At 26.5% G+C, this 17107-nt stretch carries 18 protein-coding genes; 4 read left to right on the top strand and 14 right to left on the bottom strand.

Features of this window, described 5'->3' with window-relative positions; all coding sequences use genetic code 11:
• The first annotated feature begins 35 nt into the window (after nucleotides 1-35).
• Nucleotides 36-434: a hypothetical protein gene (locus tag NY022_RS01175; protein WP_267523193.1), complete on the top strand. Its 399-nt coding sequence runs from the start codon at nucleotides 36-38 to the stop codon at nucleotides 432-434.
• A gap of 9 nt (nucleotides 435-443) precedes the next feature.
• Nucleotides 444-1271, top strand: a complete 828-nt coding sequence (locus NY022_RS01180) for a prephenate dehydrogenase (protein WP_267523194.1) — start codon at nucleotides 444-446, stop codon at nucleotides 1269-1271.
• An 18-nt stretch (nucleotides 1272-1289) separates the two neighbouring features.
• Here the strand turns inward: NY022_RS01180 and NY022_RS01185 are convergent, their stop codons facing one another.
• From NY022_RS01185 to NY022_RS01210, 6 genes are read right to left on the bottom strand one after another with little or no spacing between them, the layout of a single operon-like run.
• Nucleotides 1290-2462 (bottom strand): murein hydrolase activator EnvC family protein, encoded by a 1173-nt coding sequence (locus NY022_RS01185; RefSeq protein ID WP_267523195.1) that lies wholly within the window; start codon nucleotides 2460-2462, stop codon nucleotides 1290-1292.
• Nucleotides 2462-3265 (bottom strand): ABC transporter permease, encoded by an 804-nt coding sequence (locus NY022_RS01190; protein ID WP_267523196.1) that lies wholly within the window; start codon nucleotides 3263-3265, stop codon nucleotides 2462-2464. The genes NY022_RS01185 and NY022_RS01190 overlap by 1 nt, the downstream gene beginning before the upstream one ends.
• Nucleotides 3252-3929, bottom strand: a complete 678-nt coding sequence (locus NY022_RS01195; RefSeq protein ID WP_267523197.1) for a cell division ATP-binding protein FtsE — start codon at nucleotides 3927-3929, stop codon at nucleotides 3252-3254. The genes NY022_RS01190 and NY022_RS01195 overlap by 14 nt, the downstream gene beginning before the upstream one ends.
• Nucleotides 3926-5065 (bottom strand): tRNA (guanosine(46)-N7)-methyltransferase TrmB, encoded by a 1140-nt coding sequence (locus NY022_RS01200; protein WP_267523198.1) that lies wholly within the window; start codon nucleotides 5063-5065, stop codon nucleotides 3926-3928. The genes NY022_RS01195 and NY022_RS01200 overlap by 4 nt, the downstream gene beginning before the upstream one ends.
• Nucleotides 5065-6270, bottom strand: coding sequence for a fibronectin type III domain-containing protein (locus NY022_RS01205; protein ID WP_267523199.1), 1206 nt, complete (start codon nucleotides 6268-6270; stop codon nucleotides 5065-5067). The genes NY022_RS01200 and NY022_RS01205 overlap by 1 nt, the downstream gene beginning before the upstream one ends.
• Before the next feature lie 28 nt (nucleotides 6271-6298).
• The gene (locus NY022_RS01210; protein ID WP_267523200.1) at nucleotides 6299-7291 is read right to left on the bottom strand and encodes an RluA family pseudouridine synthase; all 993 of its coding nucleotides are present in this window, start codon (nucleotides 7289-7291) and stop codon (nucleotides 6299-6301) included.
• 52 nt (nucleotides 7292-7343) lie between these two features.
• Between NY022_RS01210 and NY022_RS01215 the strand changes: the two genes are divergently transcribed.
• Complete coding sequence (locus NY022_RS01215; protein WP_267523201.1) at nucleotides 7344-8459, top strand: FtsW/RodA/SpoVE family cell cycle protein; 1116 nt, start codon at nucleotides 7344-7346, stop codon at nucleotides 8457-8459.
• Between the two features lie 22 nt (nucleotides 8460-8481).
• Here NY022_RS01215 and NY022_RS01220 read toward each other — a convergent pair whose 3' ends face one another.
• The 7 genes from NY022_RS01220 to NY022_RS01250 all read right to left on the bottom strand — a co-directional run bounded on the left by NY022_RS01220 (nucleotide 8482) and on the right by NY022_RS01250 (nucleotide 14942).
• Nucleotides 8482-9483, bottom strand: coding sequence for a c-type cytochrome (locus NY022_RS01220; RefSeq protein WP_267523202.1), 1002 nt, complete (start codon nucleotides 9481-9483; stop codon nucleotides 8482-8484).
• 100 nt (nucleotides 9484-9583) lie between these two features.
• Complete coding sequence (locus NY022_RS01225; RefSeq protein ID WP_267523203.1) at nucleotides 9584-10894, bottom strand: DnaB-like helicase C-terminal domain-containing protein; 1311 nt, start codon at nucleotides 10892-10894, stop codon at nucleotides 9584-9586.
• Between the two features lie 81 nt (nucleotides 10895-10975).
• Nucleotides 10976-12055, bottom strand: coding sequence for a flavodoxin-dependent (E)-4-hydroxy-3-methylbut-2-enyl-diphosphate synthase (gene ispG / locus NY022_RS01230; protein ID WP_214149785.1), 1080 nt, complete (start codon nucleotides 12053-12055; stop codon nucleotides 10976-10978).
• A gap of 1 nt (nucleotide 12056) precedes the next feature.
• Complete coding sequence (locus NY022_RS01235) at nucleotides 12057-12776, bottom strand: transporter substrate-binding domain-containing protein (RefSeq protein ID WP_267523204.1); 720 nt, start codon at nucleotides 12774-12776, stop codon at nucleotides 12057-12059.
• A 9-nt stretch (nucleotides 12777-12785) separates the two neighbouring features.
• Complete coding sequence (locus NY022_RS01240) at nucleotides 12786-13490, bottom strand: transporter substrate-binding domain-containing protein (protein WP_267523205.1); 705 nt, start codon at nucleotides 13488-13490, stop codon at nucleotides 12786-12788.
• Between the two features lie 8 nt (nucleotides 13491-13498).
• A complete protein-coding gene (locus NY022_RS01245; protein WP_214117900.1) occupies nucleotides 13499-14233 on the bottom strand; it encodes an amino acid ABC transporter ATP-binding protein in 735 nt (244 codons plus the stop codon).
• Nucleotides 14226-14942 (bottom strand): amino acid ABC transporter permease, encoded by a 717-nt coding sequence (locus NY022_RS01250; protein ID WP_250325159.1) that lies wholly within the window; start codon nucleotides 14940-14942, stop codon nucleotides 14226-14228. The genes NY022_RS01245 and NY022_RS01250 overlap by 8 nt, the downstream gene beginning before the upstream one ends.
• A 310-nt stretch (nucleotides 14943-15252) precedes the next feature.
• On the opposite strand from NY022_RS01250, the gene NY022_RS01255 reads away from it, so the two are divergent.
• Nucleotides 15253-15546 (top strand): DUF2325 domain-containing protein, encoded by a 294-nt coding sequence (locus NY022_RS01255; RefSeq protein ID WP_267523206.1) that lies wholly within the window; start codon nucleotides 15253-15255, stop codon nucleotides 15544-15546.
• Nucleotides 15547-15579: 33 nt separating this feature from the next.
• Here the strand turns inward: NY022_RS01255 and gpmI are convergent, their stop codons facing one another.
• On the bottom strand, nucleotides 15580-17007 hold the full coding sequence (gene gpmI, locus NY022_RS01260) for a 2,3-bisphosphoglycerate-independent phosphoglycerate mutase (protein ID WP_267523207.1): 1428 nt from the start codon (nucleotides 17005-17007) through the stop codon (nucleotides 15580-15582).
• Nucleotides 17008-17107: the final 100 nt, after the last annotated feature.

A 17107-nucleotide genomic window follows, 5' to 3' on the forward strand; every position in this document is an offset into this window, starting at 1 on the left:
TTATAAATATTTAAATTTAACAAAAGAGTATTACCATGAAAAGACTTATATTTTTAGTTTTCATTTTATTAATAACATCATGTGCATATAAAGAAGATTTTTACAATGATAAAAAAGAAATCATGCTTCGCTCAAACTACCAAAACAATACTTTTGTTAGTTACTTAGGAATAATGGATAATAAGGATGTAACAGTTATAGCTAGTAAATTTAAAGTTAAAAGTATAAAAATTAATGGAGAATATAATAATTTTATAAAAATAAAAAAAGATGAATTTAACTTACCATATTCTAGTGATTATTTATATTTTTATAAAACAAATACAAATGCCAGTAAAAATAATACATTAGAATATGAAATTGTGTTGGAAAATAATGCAATAATCAAAGATAAATTGCAAAGAATTTCAAAATCACTAAATTATAATTTATAGGAGAATAAAATGAAAGCTGTGGTTATAGGATTAGGACTTATAGGTGGTTCATTAGCACTTAATTTAATGAAAAATAAATTCATTAGCACTGTGTATGGAATAGATGCTAATAAAGAACACGAAAAAGAAGCTTTAGAATTAAAATTAGTCCATGAAATAATTGAATTTGATAAAATAAATACCTGTGATTTAATATTTTTATGTGTTCCTGTCGGGGGTATAATTAGCATAGTAAAAAATTTAAAAAATATCCCAAAAACAACAACAATAATAGAATTTGGAAGTACAAAATTGAGTATATTAAATGCTGTACCTAATGAATTAAAAGAACAATTTATATTAGCACATCCTATGGCTGGAACTGAACATAATGGTCCAAAGGCTGCTTTTGCTGAACTATTTAAAAATGCCGTGTGTGTTTTATGTAATGCCGAAAATACAAGTGTTTTTCATCAGCATAGAACAATAGAATTATTATCAAATATAGGTATGAAAATAACTTTTATGAACGCAATAAACCACGATCATCATAGTGCTATAATATCACATTTACCGCATGTAATTAGCTTTTCTTTAGCAAATTATGTTTTAGAATGTGAAGATAAAAAAAATATTTTACACCTTGCTGGTGGTAGTTTTGCTGATATGAGTAGGATTGCAAAATCTAGTCCTGCCATGTGGGAAAGTATTTTTGTAGAGAATAAAAATAATGTTTTAAATGCTTTAAATGGTTTTATTAATGAATTAGAAAATTTTAAAAATATGCTAGAAAATAATGAGTATGAAAACTTAAATTCATGGTTAAAACATGCAAATGAACTGAAAAAAATTTTATAAGTGTAATAAATTTTACACTTATTTAACACTTATTAAATCTAATGGATTTATGTGATAATTTTTTTGAGTTACTTCAAAGCTTAAATCTTTTTCTACTCTCCCTATAACATTACCCTTTTTTACAATACTACCAACCTTCGCAAACTCGCTAAATTTTGATAAATGTGCATAAATTGTATGTATACCATTTGCGTGTTCAACTATCACAACTTTATCAAGCACCTGAGTATCATTAGCAAATACAACTTTACCATCTAAAACTACCTTTACTTTAGCATCATTAACATTAGACGATAACACAACATTTTCATTAAAAATTTTAATCTTGTAAAGCGGATCTGTGTAATCACCAAAATATCTCTTAACTCTAAAATCATCTAAAGGCGCTATGGTTTTTTTGCCTGAATAATTAGATACTTTAACATCATAATTTAAATTGCTAGAATGTTTTACATTAGAATGTTTTATGTTAGTGTTATTTTTATTATTTTCAACTTGTTTTTTATTATCAACTATTTTTAATTTTTCTAAAGTTTTTCTAATTTCTTCTTGTTGCTTTTGAATATCTGCTAATCTTTTTTTATAAATTTTTTCATCGTTTTTTTGTTTATTTATTAAATTTTCTTGTCTTTTTTTAAGAGATATTAATTCATTAGATTGTTTTTGATAATTAGTTATATTTGTACTTATTTCATTAATTTTTTTTTGTTTATAATCAATTTTTTCTAAAGTTCTATCATAATCTTTTGCAATTTGACTTAATTCTTTATTTAATATATCTGAAAGATTTCTAAAAACTTCAGTGGATATAACACTGTCTGAACTATCTGCAAATTTATTAGAAACAATAACATTATACGCAAAATCCCTAGCAATAATATCAACTAATTTATTACTTAATTCATCTTTACTTTTAACTAATTCCTCGTTTTTATTTTTATAATTATCAAGTTCTACATTTTGAGCATTCACTAACTCTTGTAGTTGTTTAGTTACAATTGAAGTTTTATTAACCTTGTCATTAATTTCATTTAATTTTTTTTCACCACTAATTATTTCATCTGCTAAATCCTCTAGCTTTTTTGAAATTTGTTTTTTTTCATATTCGGATTGCTCTAATTTTTTTGCATTATTATCCATTTTACTAGCATACAAATCTAATATCAAAAAAAATAATAAAATTTTTTTCATTATTTTCTAACCTTAAGCATAACTATAATAACACACAATAATGAAAAAATTAAAGAATAAAAAGAAATTTGAATTAAGCTAGGCAAAAAATTTAAAACCGGCAAATCAATACCAATACTAGCAAAATAATCTACTATCAAACTAATATTATAAAAATTAAGAAAAAACGCAACAAGCAATACAAAACATATGATATTATCTAAAAAAACGATATATAGCATAGTTGATGCTTTTTGAAAAAAATTAGCACCAAATAATGTTAATATATATATTCTTTCTTGGTGTTGATATAACCAAATTCTAATCTGTTTAAAAAATAAAACTATTGATAATAAAATCGCAAAAACCAAAAATGTATATAAAATAAACTTAATAACAACTAATAATTTATATATTTTTATATGAGTCTTAGAAAAAGTTTCAACTTTTATTATATTCTTTATTTTTAATAATTCATTTTTTATGTCATTTACTTCATTTTCATTAATAAATTTATTAAATTTAATACTATAAAAATTAGGCAATTTATCTTTTAATGTATCCAAATTTTTCTGAGATATGTTATTTTTTAGCTGATTTAAAATGTCTTCAGTACTTAATATTTCTAATTTTTGAAAATATTTTACATCCTTCATATTATCTTCACTAAGTTTTATATCACTCGCTATAACCACACTATAATCATTATTTAAGTTATTTTCATAATGTTTTACAGTATTAGTAATTAAAAATACAAATTCAAAACAAAAACATATAATTAATAATGGCAATATAAAACCTAAATGTATTTTAAGCGAATTCATGTAATTCTCCGGATTCTAATTGAAAATGCCTATATGAAAAATCAATTTTTTTTGGAATTTGATGAGTTGCAACTATAATACAAGAATTAAAAGTATTTCTAGCACCATTATTTAAAATTTGCCAAATAATATCTGCTGAGTGAGAATCTAAATTTCCTGTAGGTTCATCACAAATTATAATTTTAGGATTATGAATAATAGCTCTTGCTAAAGCAATTCTTTGTTGTTCTCCACCACTTAACTCTAATGGCATTTTTTTTGCTTTATGCTGAAGTTTAATATATTTTAATAATATATCTACTTGATTCATTATCTGTTCATTTTTATAACCTGCAATTCTTAATGGCAAAGCTATATTTTCAATAACATTTAACTCATTTATAAGTTTATAGTCCTGAAAAATAATTCCTAATTTTCTTCTTAATTTTAATAATTCAACATTATTTATGTTATGCATATTTTTAAATAAAACATGCAAATTGCCATCAAAATCACTAATTTCTCCAAAAAAACTTTTAAGCAATGTTGTTTTACCACTACCACTTTTGCCAGTAATAAATATAAAATCTCCTTCATAAGCGCTGAAATTTACATTATTTATCACTATTTCTTTATTATATGCGATTGTTAAATTTGACGCATTTAAAACATTAGCCGAATTCATTCTAAATATTCCTTGAGCTTATTAAATGCCTTAATATTTTGATTATTCGGACAAAATTCATAAAATAAAAATTTAAATTCTTTACCTTCTTCACACAAAAGATAAGAATTACTAGGTGTATCAAATGAACCATAAGCAACCTGTAAAATTATAAAATTACCAGCATTATAAATTCTATTAATTTTAACAAAAAAATCATCACATACATATTTAATACGCTCTATTTTTTTAAAATTTACTTTAAAATTTACTTTAAAATTGTCATTTTTGTTAAAAACTATTTCATTATTGTTACTTTTATATACAATAAAATCATAAATATTTTTATTATTTTTTAACCAACGACTCTCATATTTACTAATTATTTTTGCATTTTTATTTTTAAAAAAGTCATAATTAAAATCTGAAAAAATATTTTTAGTATAATCAACATACATCAAACTATCACTTCGTAATTCAAAAAAAGCATTATTTTTTAATACTCTCATAATCTCATCACGAAATTCAGTAGACACAACTCTTCTATTAACAGCATCATCCCAAGGGACTGGAAAATGCAAAAACACACCATCTAAAGTATTATTTTCTAATTCTTTGATAGCAATTCTAGCATCAAAATCAAGTAATAAAACATTATTTAAATATTTTGCTAACTTACTTACTTGAATCAAACTTGGTTTATAAATTTCAATTCCTATATAAATATTTTCTGGATTATTTTTAGCTTGATATATTAAATGTCTACCTGAACCAAACCCTATTTCTAAATATATATTTTTTTTAGTATTATTAATATAATTTTTAAATTCACTAACATTAGAAATAATATTATTTGCTAGTTTTTTATTATCATTAAATCCATAAGCTCTAGAAATTATATTTTTACAAAAATATTTTTCAAAAACCATAAGTGCTTTTTGCATTAAAGCTAAATCAGTAATTTTTGTCATTTTGTCAATTTTAATCACAAATTCATCTTTTTTATGATTTATTTGTATAAAAAAACTTTTATCTTCTATACTTGTATGAACTAAAACAACACCTAAATATTCAGTGGTACTAAAATTAAATTTAACACCATCATAAATTACTGGTAATTCTAAATTTAATATCTCTTTTGTTTTAAAATTTGGCATTATTTAACACTCAATTTTGAACTTGCTTTTGATTCTATACCATACTCATCTATACCTACAACTTGATATGTATCACCAGATACATAAGAACTATCTATGAAAAAATTACCATTGATACCATTAGCTATTTCAGTACCATTTTTAAACAACTTAAAATGTTTTATGCGATTATCATTATTAACCCACTTAACTTTAAGACCAGTTTCACCATATAATTCAAATCCTGTAATAATAGGAGATTTCGGTTTTGCTAAACTCATACCAGCTACATTTACATTTGATTTTTGACTTTCTAAGCCATCTTTATCTACCATCGTAATATAATAATATCTAGTAACTCCATCATCATTTACTAAATCTTCATATTGATTTTCGTGTGTTGTAGCCAATTCAAAAAAAGGCAACAATGAAGCTCTTGAAGAATAAATTCTATAATAGGCAAAATCATTATATTTTGGTGCATCCCAAGTAAGTATTATTTTTTTAGGCAAATTTGAACTAGCCTGAATATTTATAACCTGTGGTGGTAATACCTTACTTATAGCTTCAACTTCTTGGCTAAATTCACTTTCAACACCATTAAAAGTAACAGCACTAATTTTATATCTAGCATACATATTAGGCTTAACTGTATCTATGTATTCAGCACTTAAACGATTATTTACCGTTGCTAATATACGCCAATTATCGGATTTTAAATCTTTTTTATAAATATTATATTTTACAACCCTAGTATCATTATGAGGTCTCCATATAATTTTAATTTTATTTGGCAATCCAGCTATTGCTTGTATAAAAGTAACACCAGATATAGTACCCTTTGTTTTAACATTAACCTGATTCAAAGTTGATAATCCAGAATCATTAAAAGTAGCAAATGTATAAATATATTGAGTATTTGTTTTTAAATTATTATCAGAAAAATGCGTAGCATATCTATCTTTTATTGTAGCAATCAACACATCATTTCCTATTGTACCATCTTCTTTTACTTCTTTTCTAAAAATTTTATACCCACTTACATTTGTATCATAAATAGGATCCCATTCAAAACCAATATCTTTCATACCCTGTAATGTCTTTATATTAGTAACGCTCGTAAGGTTATCTACAGGTCTTACTTCACTTAAATTCGTAGTAGAAGAACAAGCACTAAATCCTATAATCATTGCTGTAAAAAAACTAGCTTTAGTAATATTATTCATATAATCCCCTTCAAAATAAACTATTTTTCTATTTTAAAATATTTTTATTAAAATCATTTAATAATTTAATTGCAAACTCATAATCTAAACAAATATTTTCAAAATTATTTAAATATTTTTCAAATTCATTGTCAAATTTGGCGATAAAACATAAATTTTTACCACTTATAGGATGATTAAAATTTATAAAAAAAGAATGTAACATCAAACGATTACTTGCTATTTTATTTTTACTGTCAGCATAAATATTATCGCCTAAAATAAATCTATTTATGCTTGCTAAATGAGTTCTTATTTGATGGGTTCTACCACTTTCAAGCTTTGCAGCTAATAAATTTATATTTTCTTTAGTGCATAAATTGATAAAATGGGTCTTAGCCCATTTTCCCCATCTATCTTTATTCATTCCATACTTTTTAATACATTCATCTTCGCTTAAAGATTGCATTTTTAATCTATTATTTTCATTTCTCTTTATGTATTTTTCAATATTTTCACAATTAACTCTAAGATTTGTTACAGCTATATAAATTCTATCGACTAATCTATCTTTTATTTGTGATGCTAAATTTAAATAAGCTTTGTTTGTCTTAGCTACTATCATTACACCACTAGTTTCTTTATCTAAACGATGCACAATTCCAGCCCTAATCCTACCATTAATATCAGCTAATTTATAATTATTATCAAGCAACCACTCAACCAAAGATGCTTCTTTTAAACTACTAGCTCCGTGTGTAGCTATTCTAATAGGCTTATTAATTACTAAAATATCATCATCTTCATAAATAATTTCTACATTAAAATTTACTTCATATCTAATATTTGTTTCTTGCAATTTTGGTAAATTTATAATAATTTCATCACATATATTTAATTTATATGATGTTTTAACTGTCCTATTATTCACTAAAATATTATTATTTTTAATTAAATTCGCTACTTTTGAACGACTATCATTTAATACATTAGCTATAAAGACATCAATTCTTTCAACTCTATCAGCTATAATCTTACTCAATATTAACCTTTTTTATTCATATTCACAAATAAATTTAGCAAAAGGTTGTAAATTGATAAAACTAGACGGTAAAATTTTCACTCATTTTGATTTTATATTACCTTTTATAGTATTACCTATAATAGGCTTTTCTTTCATATTAATCAATGAGGCAAATACAGTTTTAGCACATAAGCAAATATTATATATAACTATAGGGTTTATGAGTTTTTGTGTATTTTTTTTATTACCGATTAGAAAATTAGAATGGCTAATACCATTTTTTTATTGGTTTTGCATAGGATTATTAATGCTAGTTGATATTTTAGGTGCTACAAAATTAGGCGCTAAAAGATGGCTAGAGATTCCTTTTACAAATTTTACAATCCAACCTAGTGAAATTTTTAAACCAGCTTTTTTACTTATGTTGGCATATTTAATAAAAATAAATCCACCGCCAGCAGGAGGATATAAATTTAAAGAATTTGCAAAATTTAGTTTTTACATAATATTACCATTTATTTTAATCAAAAGTGAGCCTGATTTAGGTTCGGCTTTAATTATATTAATAGTTGGCTATGTTGTATTATTTTTAGTTGGCATAAACTATAAAATAATACTAACTGGAATATTAATCATTGGAATACTAGCTCCAATTTCTCCGCTAATATATAATAATTTAAATGATTATCAAAAAAAAAGAATAGTAGATTTTCTAAGTGAAAAACCAAGTTATCAAGTAAGACAAAGTATGATTGCAATAGGTAGTGGTGGAGTAAGTGGAAAAAGCAAAGATGACGCTACTCAAACACATTTTAAATTTTTACCTATTAGTACTAGCGATTTTATCTTTGCTTATACAATAGAAAGATATGGATTTATAGGTGCTTGTATTTTACTAGCCGGATATTTATCTCTTATTTTACATTTATTAAGCCTTAATAGAATATTAAAAAAAGATTATTTTGCAAGAGTTTTTACCTCAGGTCTGGCCATTTTAATTTTTATTTATGTAGGTGTAAATATTTCAATGACAATAGGTTTTGCACCAGTTGTAGGAGTTCCTTTGCCATTTTTTAGCTACGGTGGAAGTTCATTTGTAACATTTATGGTGCTTTTTGGAATCTATGAAAATTTACTATCGTTTAGATTCGACCCACATTACAAATTAGTTAAAATAAATTTATAAGCCCTAAAATAAGGGCTTTTTATTATTTGCTACTTGCTTTACTTACTTTATTCATTTCAATATAAGGACCATAGCGGTGTTGTTCTATACTAAAATCATCATCATATGGCTCTACATCCATATCTAATGGTTTAGTTCTTCTATCAGGAAAATCTTTGTCTCTATTTTCTTTAACAGGACGAACTTGTGAATTAATATAAGCTGCTACATCAAACGCTTCTTCAGTACTTAAGGTAGCATCACCTTTAGGCATATTTTGCTTAATATATTGTGCTGCTTTTATTAATCTATACATACCAGCACCTGTATTATAACTATCATTACCCCATAAAGCTGGATAAATATAATATCCTCCTCTTTGTTCATCATTTACCATACCAGCACCATCTTCTCCATGGCATGCAGCACATTTATCAGCATAAATTTCTTTACCTTTTTTAGGGTCTGCTGCTCTATTTAATAAATCAATTTTTGCTAAACCTTGACCTTTCGTATTAGCACCTATTGCAACCCCTTGACTTAAATAATGCATATAAGCAACCATAGCTTTCATTTCTGGCGAATTTAAAGGTAGCATTTTACCATTCATACTGCGTTCCATACAACCATTAATCCTATCTTCAATAGTTGCAACCTTATCACCCCTTGCTAAATACTGCGGAAATCTCGCATAAATTCCTACAAAACCTGACTCATAAGGGATAGTTCCACCATTTGCATGACAACTACTACAGGATAGATTATTTCCTGCGTATCTTTTACTTTCATCTTTTGCTTTTGGTCCTATATAATAAGTAGTTTCATTTAAAATTTTATTACCTAAAATTACAGCTTCTGCATATTTTGAACCCTTTGGCATTTTATTTTCATCAATATAACCATCATCTCCTATTGTGGCAGGAACAATCCACTCAGCTTCTTTTAAATCAATCCCAGTTGCTGATTTTGTCTTAGATACACTTGCATCAATAGCAAATGAACAAGTACTAGCAAAAACAAGTGCAAAGCTTAAATACTTTTTCATACTTTCTCCTTAAAATAAATTAAATTTCATTCTATAACACTTAAGTAATTTATAAAATAAAAATCAAATTTTTATTACAAATTTGTTACAAAATTACAATTTAGTCTAAATAATCAGTTTGATGAGTATCTAATTTTGTAAATCTTGCCTTAGAAATTTGAAAATCAAAATGTATATCCCCTAATCCACCACTTCTATTTTTTGCAATTTCTAATATCATATGTTTTTCAGCATTAATATTATTTTCTCTATCATAATTTTCATCTGATTGATTAATAAACAATATTAAATCAGCATCTTGCTCTATACTACCACTTTCTCTAATATCCGATAAAATTAATCTTTTATTTTGTCTAGAATCAACTGAACGATTAACTTGAGATAGTGCTAAAATAGGAAGTTTTAATTCTAATGCAAGTAATTTTAATCCCCTACTAATCTCGCTAACTTGAACATGCCTATCTGCTCTCGTATTTAATGAATTCATAAGTTGAATATAATCAATAATACATAATCCTATATTTGTATGTTCTTCTTTTAATCTTCTTAAAGATGACCTTAAAAATTCTATATTTAAATTTCCATTATCATAAATATATAGTGTTTTTTCACTCAAAAAATTAGCGCTATGCTGCATTTTTTCCATATCTCCATCTAATCTAGCAGTAAGCAATGACTGTAGTGGAATTCCAGTATCTTGTGATATTAATTTTGCCATAATTTTATGTGCTTCAGTTTCAAGACTATAAAACACAACTCCAACATCTCTTTTTAAAGAATGTAGTAAAATATTAAGTGCAAACGTAGTTTTACCCATACCAGGACGAGCTGCTAAAATTATTAATTCACCTGACTTAAAACCCTTTGTATATTTATTGAGTGTCTCAAAACCTGTATCTATACCTACAATATCCCTATCAATTAATTTTGATACCCTATTTAATTCTTCATAAAATTCATTAATAGCAGTTATTGAATTTTTTAAATTTTTATCGTTTACACCTGATACTAAAGAATAAATCTTAGCATTTAAATCATGGGTATATTTTATACTATCATCAACACTTGAAAGTTCTGATGTAGTAACTTGCATTAATGAATTTAACTTATCTTTTAAACTTAAATTTCTTAAAGTCTTAGAATAAGAATCTACATCTATTAATGAATTTTGATTTTCTAATGTAGACCAAAAATTTTCCTTAGCATTATTAAATACAATTTTAAGTTGCTTTAAATCCACACTCTCTCTAAGTCTTCTTTTATTTAATATAAACTCAAATATATCAGCGTGTAATCTATATGAAAAATCACTTGGCTTAATAATACTTGCGGCTATATCTATATTTTCATTATTTTCTATACAAGCTAATAAAATACTTTGCTCTAATTCAATATCAAAATACTTACTCATAATTCTTCCTTAATTCTTATTTTAATCTCTCGTAAAAATTAAAGAAATTAAAATAAGAATTTGAAATAGGAATTTCAAATTCTATTCTTCGTGAAGTTTTGCTTCGTCTAATACTTCATCTAAAAATCTATCTACTAAAGTATCATATTTGCATTTTGCAACCACTTCGCCGTGTCTTATTACTAAGCCTTCATTTTTGCCAAACGCAATTGCTACATCAGCTCCTTTAGCTTCTCCTAAAGCATTTACAACACAACCCATTACACTTATATTTAATGGTGCTTTAATGTGTTTTGTCTTTTCTTCAACCACTTTAACAGCACTTAATAAATCGCTTTGTATTCTTCCACAGGTTGGACAAGAGATTATATTTATACCGCTTTTTTGCACTCCGCTATCTTGCAAAATCGCTTTAGCGACTCTTATTTCTTCGCTAAGCTCTCCTGTCATAGAAACACGAATAGTATCGCCTATGCCATTTAATAATAACTGACCTATAGCAATTGAGCTTTTTATCGTGCTATGAAACTTAGTTCCTGCTTCAGTTACTCCTAAATGAAACGGATAATCACACAATTCTCTTAATCTAGTATAACTTTCTATTGTGCTTTGTGCGTCTGAAGTTTTAATGCTTATTTTAATATCCCTAAAATCAAAATCTTCAAGTAATTTAATATTATAAACAGCACTCTCAAGCAAGGCTTTTACACTTCTGCCGTATTTATTTTCAAATTGTTTTTCAATACTTCCGTGATTTACACCAATTCTTATAGGAATATTTCTTTGCTTACAAGCATTTACTACTTCTTTTATATTTTCTTTGCCACCGATATTTCCTGGATTTATTCTAATCCCATCTATAAATTCAGCACAATATAAAGCTAATTTGTGATTAAAATGAATATCTACAATTAGCGGCAGTGGGCTTTGCTTTTTAAGTTCTGCTAAAGCCCTTGCATCTTTTATATCCAAACACGCAACTCTTACTATATCAGCACCTGCTAATTTTAACTCAATTAATTGCTCTAAACATCCATTAATATCTTGAGTTTTTGTAAATAGCATTGATTGAACGCTAATTGGAGCATCACCACCGATTTTAACCCCGCCTACACTAATTTGCCTAGTTTTAAATCTAGGCTTAAAAAAATCACTTCTCATATTAATTTATATTGTATTTTTTAAGTAAAGCTTCATATTCGCTAGTTTTTATAAATTCTTCTAAAGCTTTATTTAATTTCTCTCTTAGCTCTACATTTTCATTTTTGCTAAACGCTATAGAAAATCCTTCTGTGCCATCATCTTCATTATAAAATTCAGCTAAATTAGGATATTTTGCTAAATATTCTCTTGCCACAAGTGCATCAAATGCTAAAGCGTCTAATTTTTTATCATTTAAAGCCATTACTAAAACAACAGGATTTTCATTAGGTTGTACTAATGCACCTACTTGTTTTACTGCTGCTTCTTGAACCGTGCCTAATTGCACTCCTACTTTTTTACCTTTTATATCATCTTTAGTTGCGATACTACTATCTTTATGCTTTAGATAAATTGTCTTAGCTTTATAATAAACATTGCTAAAATCACAAGCTTTTTTTCTTTGTTCGCTTGAACTCATAGCACTCATAATAGCATCAATCTTACCCGCTTTAAGTGCTGCAATAAGTCCATCAAAACTCATAGCTTTAAACTCATATTTTATACCAGCAATTTTTGCTAAATTATCAAATAATTCAGCATCAAAACCACTAATCTTATCATCAACTAACATATCAAATGGAGGATAATCAGGAGAAATCCCAACTTTATAAACCTTGTCATTTGCATATAAACAAGCACTAAAAACCAGTGCAAACACTACTAATAAAAACTTTTTCATAACTACTCCTTATAGCCCGTATTTTTTGATAAGCTCATCATACTTACCACTTGCTTTTACTTCTTCAAGGGCTTTATTAATTATATCAATTAAGTCTTTATTTTTATCCTTTGCAAATGCAAATGCAAAACCTAAAGCCCCGTCATTTTCTTCATAAAAACTCTCAATTTCAGGATTTTTTGCCATAAATTTCTTAGCCACAAAAGAATCAAAAACAACCGCATCTATTTGCTTATTCACAAGGCTCATAACAACCACTGCTGAATCTTCGTGTAAAATCACATTAGCACCTAGCTTTCTTGCAGTATTTTCTTGAATTGTGCCAAGTTTCACTCCTGTTTTAACACCTTTTAAATCTTCTTTTGTAATGAAAGTATCGCCCTTTCTTTTAAGATACATAGTTTTTCCAAAAAAATAAGGATTAGAAAAATCACAATTCTTCATTCTTCTTTCGCTAATACTCATTCCTGAAGCTATCATATTGATTTTACCAGCTACTAAAGATGGAATAAGCCCATCAAAACTCATATTGACAAATTCAATCTTAAGATTAGCAACCTTTGAAATCTCATTTACTAAATCAACATCAAAACCACTCAATTTACCATCAACCATCATATCAAATGGAGCGTAATTTGCTGAAATACCAACCTTAACAACTTCATTTGCATAAGCAAATAAAGTTATAAATAAAGCTAAAAAAATCTTTTTCATATCTAATCCTAATGATTTAAAACTTTGTTTAAAAACTCATTTAATCTAGCATTTGTGCTAGAGTTAAATACAACTTGTGGCGTATCATCTACTGCTATTTTGCCACTTTCCATAAAAAATACCCTATTAGCTACATTTTTTGCAAAACCCATTTCGTGAGTTACTAATATCATAATAGGAGCATTATCTCCACTTGCTATTTCTTTAATAAGTCCTAAAACTTCTCCTACCATTTCAGGGTCAAGCGCACTAGTTGGCTCATCAAATAATATAACTTCAGGCTCCATCATAAGGCTTCTTGCTATTGCTATTCTTTGTTTTTGACCGCCGCTTAATTTGTGTGGGAAGAACTCTTCTTTATCAGCTAAACCAACTTTAGCTAAAAGATTTCTAGCTTTTTTAATAGCTTCATCTTTGCTTAAAATATTTAAACTAACAGGGGCTAAAATCAAATTATCCAATACATTTTTATTTGCAAATAGATTAAAATGTTGAAATACCATTGATACTTTTTGTCTGTGCTTATTAATATCAATTTTTTCATCTAAGATATTTTCATTATTGATTAAAATCTCCCCACTACTTGCAACTTCAAGTTTATTTAAACATCTTAAAAATGTGCTTTTTCCACCGCCACTAGGTCCAATAATAGCAATAATATCGCCTTTATTAATCTCTACACTAATATCTTTTAATACTTCTAAATTCCCGTAATTTTTGCATAAATTAGATATCTTAATCATTTCTTTTTAGCCTCATTTCTAATAATCTTACAAAACAAGTAAATACTTTAACACTAGCATAATACACAACACCTGCGAAAATATAAGGCTTAGGGTCGTATAAAAGTGATTGAAAAATCTTGCTTTGAAAAGTCAAATCAACAACGCTTATAAACGCAACTACTGAAGTTTCTTTAAACAACGATATGAACTCATTTGCTAAAGCAGGAATGATATTTTTAACAGCTTGTGGAAAAACTATCATTTTCATAGCTTGAAAGTGTGATAAACCCATAGACCTTGCTGCTTCCATTTGACCTTTATCAACGCTTTCAATCCCACTTCTAATAATCTCTGCAACATAAGCACTAGAATTAAGTCCTAAAGCAATAACAGCTACAAAAAATACATTTTCAACTTGAGCAAAAACCACAAATGCAAATATCATTAAAAGCAGCATTAATGGCATACCCCTAATTAAATCTAAATATTCATTGATTAACATTGTTAAAAATCTATTCCTAAGCACTAATAAAAACGCTAATAAAAATCCACCAGTAAGACCAATAATCAAACCAAGTGAAGTAAGTCCTAAAGTAGTGCCATAACTTTTAAGATAAGCTAAATGCTCTGCTTCGCTAAGTTCTTTAAATGGATAACAATAATAAGTAGTAATAATCACTATTGCAAGTGGAAAAATTACTTTAAAAATATTTTCTAAATTCTTCAATTTTTTTCCTTTGTCTAAAATACAATCATAGAGTGTAAAACACAACTAAAAACGATATATAATTTAATGGATATTATGTAGGTGTTTGATATGATGACGGATAGTAAGATATTTATTATGTTTAATTAAATCTATAATTTTCATCTTTCATCCTTTTTGTAAAATAAGCTTTGATTATCTCTTTTTTTACTTAATTTTAACTTATTTAAAAATAAAAATAAATTTATTTTTTAATCAAATAATAATAATTATCAGTTTATTTTAAAGTTTTTTAATTATAATTTTCAAAATTATTTTAAGGAGATATACAATGTCAGTATTAGTTATTGGTGCAGATGAGATTACACCTATAAAGGCTGTATTACAAAATTTAGGTGCAAGCAATATAACACATTGGGATGCTAGGAATGAAAATAGAGTAAATCGTCAAAATATACCACAAGATACTGGCTGTGTAGTTATGCTTACAAGTTTTTTAAATCATAACACTATGAAAAAAATTAAAAATCAAGCTAAAAAAAGAAACATACCTTTAGTATGTGCTAAACGCTCGGTTAGTTGCGTCTATTGTGAATATTGTAAAGTATTAGGTATTAATAAATAATGCAAATTTACTATGATTTCTCATAGTAAATTCTTAAAATAAAGCTTCTTCCATTTCCTTCGGTTTTTCTAAATCAAGTATTTTTAATACACTTGCTGCTACATTAGCTAATGAGCCATTCTTTAAATTTATGTCTTTTTTATAATTATAAAGCCAACAACCAACATCAAAAGTAGTATGATTTGTAAGTTTTTTTCCTTCTTTATTTCTCATAGCCTCGCAATTACCATGATCTGAAGTAATTAATAAAGCATAATTATTATTTTTAGCACTCAACATAATTTTACCTAAACAATAATCAACGCTTTCTACAGCTTTAATAGCTGCATTATAATCGCCAGTATGTCCTACCATATCTCCATTTGCGAAATTTACAACTATAAAATCATAACCATCATCAATGGCTTTTAAAACACAATCACATACTTTATAAGCACTCATTTCTGGCATTTCTGCATAACTTTTTACCTTAGGACTAGGTACTAAAACACGAGCTTCATTTTTAAATTCTTTCTCAACCCCACCATTAAAGAAAAAACTTACATGTGCATATTTTTCAGTTTCTGCTGTGTGAAATTGTTTTAAATTATTTTGACTTAAAATTTCAGCTAGAGTATTATTAATTTCAACTTTTGGAAAAATAACATCTAAATTTAATTTTTCATCATATTCACACATACATAAAACTTGCTCTGAACTTAAATTTACTTGTAATTCTTTAGCTAACTGTCTTGCTCTATCACTTCTAAAATTTACAATAATAACACCATCATTCATTTTAATATCACTTGTATCTAATTTTGTTGGCTCTATAAATTCATCAGTTATATTATTTTTATACGCATTTAAAACAATCTCTCTCATATCCTTTGGTTCATCTTCATTAAAAAGCATATCAATATATGCTCTAGTTCTATCAAGGTTGTTATCTCTATCCATAGCATAGAATCTTCCACTTATACTACTTGGTTTTATATAACTTGGATTTTTTTCATAAAAATCATAAAATTCTTGTGGCAATACATCTCTACCATCAGTGATTATATGTGCAAAACACTTACTGTTTTTACTTACAATCTCGCAAATTACATTAAAATGCTCATAGCTTGAATGAACACCACCATCACTATATAGACCTATTACATGAATTCTTTTAAATTTAGATATAAATTTATTTAATGTATCATTTTCATAAATACTTTTATCTTCAATGGCATTATTAATTCTTACTAAATTTTGATAAATAATTCTTCCACTTCCTATAGTCATATGTCCTACTTCACTATTACCTATGACTCCGTCAGGAAGGCCTACTGATTTACCACTTGTTTTTAGAGTACAAAATTTAGCCTCATCATTTAAAATTTTATAATTCGGTTTAGCAGCACTCATAAAAGCATTATAATAATTTTCTTTGTTTATCCCTATTCCATCGGTTATTACCAATATACATTTTTGCATTTTTTTCCTTTAAGTATAATTTAAGTGTTGATAGTAGCTAGTTAAACTTTATTAAGCTTTAATAGCTAAAATTTGTAAAACATTTTATATTATTAGGATT

It is taken from the genome of Campylobacter sp. MG1, from assembly GCF_026616895.1.
Taxonomy (GTDB): domain Bacteria; phylum Campylobacterota; class Campylobacteria; order Campylobacterales; family Campylobacteraceae; genus Campylobacter_E.

Excerpts from the sequence above, each read along its gene's own strand:
- NY022_RS01175 (WP_267523193.1), top strand. The coding sequence starts at position 36 with ATGAAAAGACTTATATTTTTAGTTTTCATTTTATTAATAACATCATGT.
- ispG (WP_214149785.1), bottom strand. The coding sequence starts at position 12,055 with ATGAGAAGTGATTTTTTTAAGCCTAGATTTAAAACTAGGCAAATTAGT.
- NY022_RS01255 (WP_267523206.1), top strand. The coding sequence starts at position 15,253 with ATGTCAGTATTAGTTATTGGTGCAGATGAGATTACACCTATAAAGGCT.
- NY022_RS01185 (WP_267523195.1), bottom strand. The coding sequence starts at position 2,462 with ATGAAAAAAATTTTATTATTTTTTTTGATATTAGATTTGTATGCTAGT.
- NY022_RS01180 (WP_267523194.1), top strand. The coding sequence starts at position 444 with ATGAAAGCTGTGGTTATAGGATTAGGACTTATAGGTGGTTCATTAGCA.
- NY022_RS01190 (WP_267523196.1), bottom strand. The coding sequence starts at position 3,265 with ATGAATTCGCTTAAAATACATTTAGGTTTTATATTGCCATTATTAATT.
- NY022_RS01200 (WP_267523198.1), bottom strand. The coding sequence starts at position 5,065 with ATGCCAAATTTTAAAACAAAAGAGATATTAAATTTAGAATTACCAGTA.
- NY022_RS01205 (WP_267523199.1), bottom strand. The coding sequence starts at position 6,270 with ATGAATAATATTACTAAAGCTAGTTTTTTTACAGCAATGATTATAGGA.
- NY022_RS01220 (WP_267523202.1), bottom strand. The coding sequence starts at position 9,483 with ATGAAAAAGTATTTAAGCTTTGCACTTGTTTTTGCTAGTACTTGTTCA.
- gpmI (WP_267523207.1), bottom strand. The coding sequence starts at position 17,007 with ATGCAAAAATGTATATTGGTAATAACCGATGGAATAGGGATAAACAAA.
- NY022_RS01235 (WP_267523204.1), bottom strand. The coding sequence starts at position 12,776 with ATGAAAAAGTTTTTATTAGTAGTGTTTGCACTGGTTTTTAGTGCTTGT.
- NY022_RS01225 (WP_267523203.1), bottom strand. The coding sequence starts at position 10,894 with ATGAGTAAGTATTTTGATATTGAATTAGAGCAAAGTATTTTATTAGCT.
- NY022_RS01240 (WP_267523205.1), bottom strand. The coding sequence starts at position 13,490 with ATGAAAAAGATTTTTTTAGCTTTATTTATAACTTTATTTGCTTATGCA.
- NY022_RS01195 (WP_267523197.1), bottom strand. The coding sequence starts at position 3,929 with ATGAATTCGGCTAATGTTTTAAATGCGTCAAATTTAACAATCGCATAT.
- NY022_RS01245 (WP_214117900.1), bottom strand. The coding sequence starts at position 14,233 with ATGATTAAGATATCTAATTTATGCAAAAATTACGGGAATTTAGAAGTA.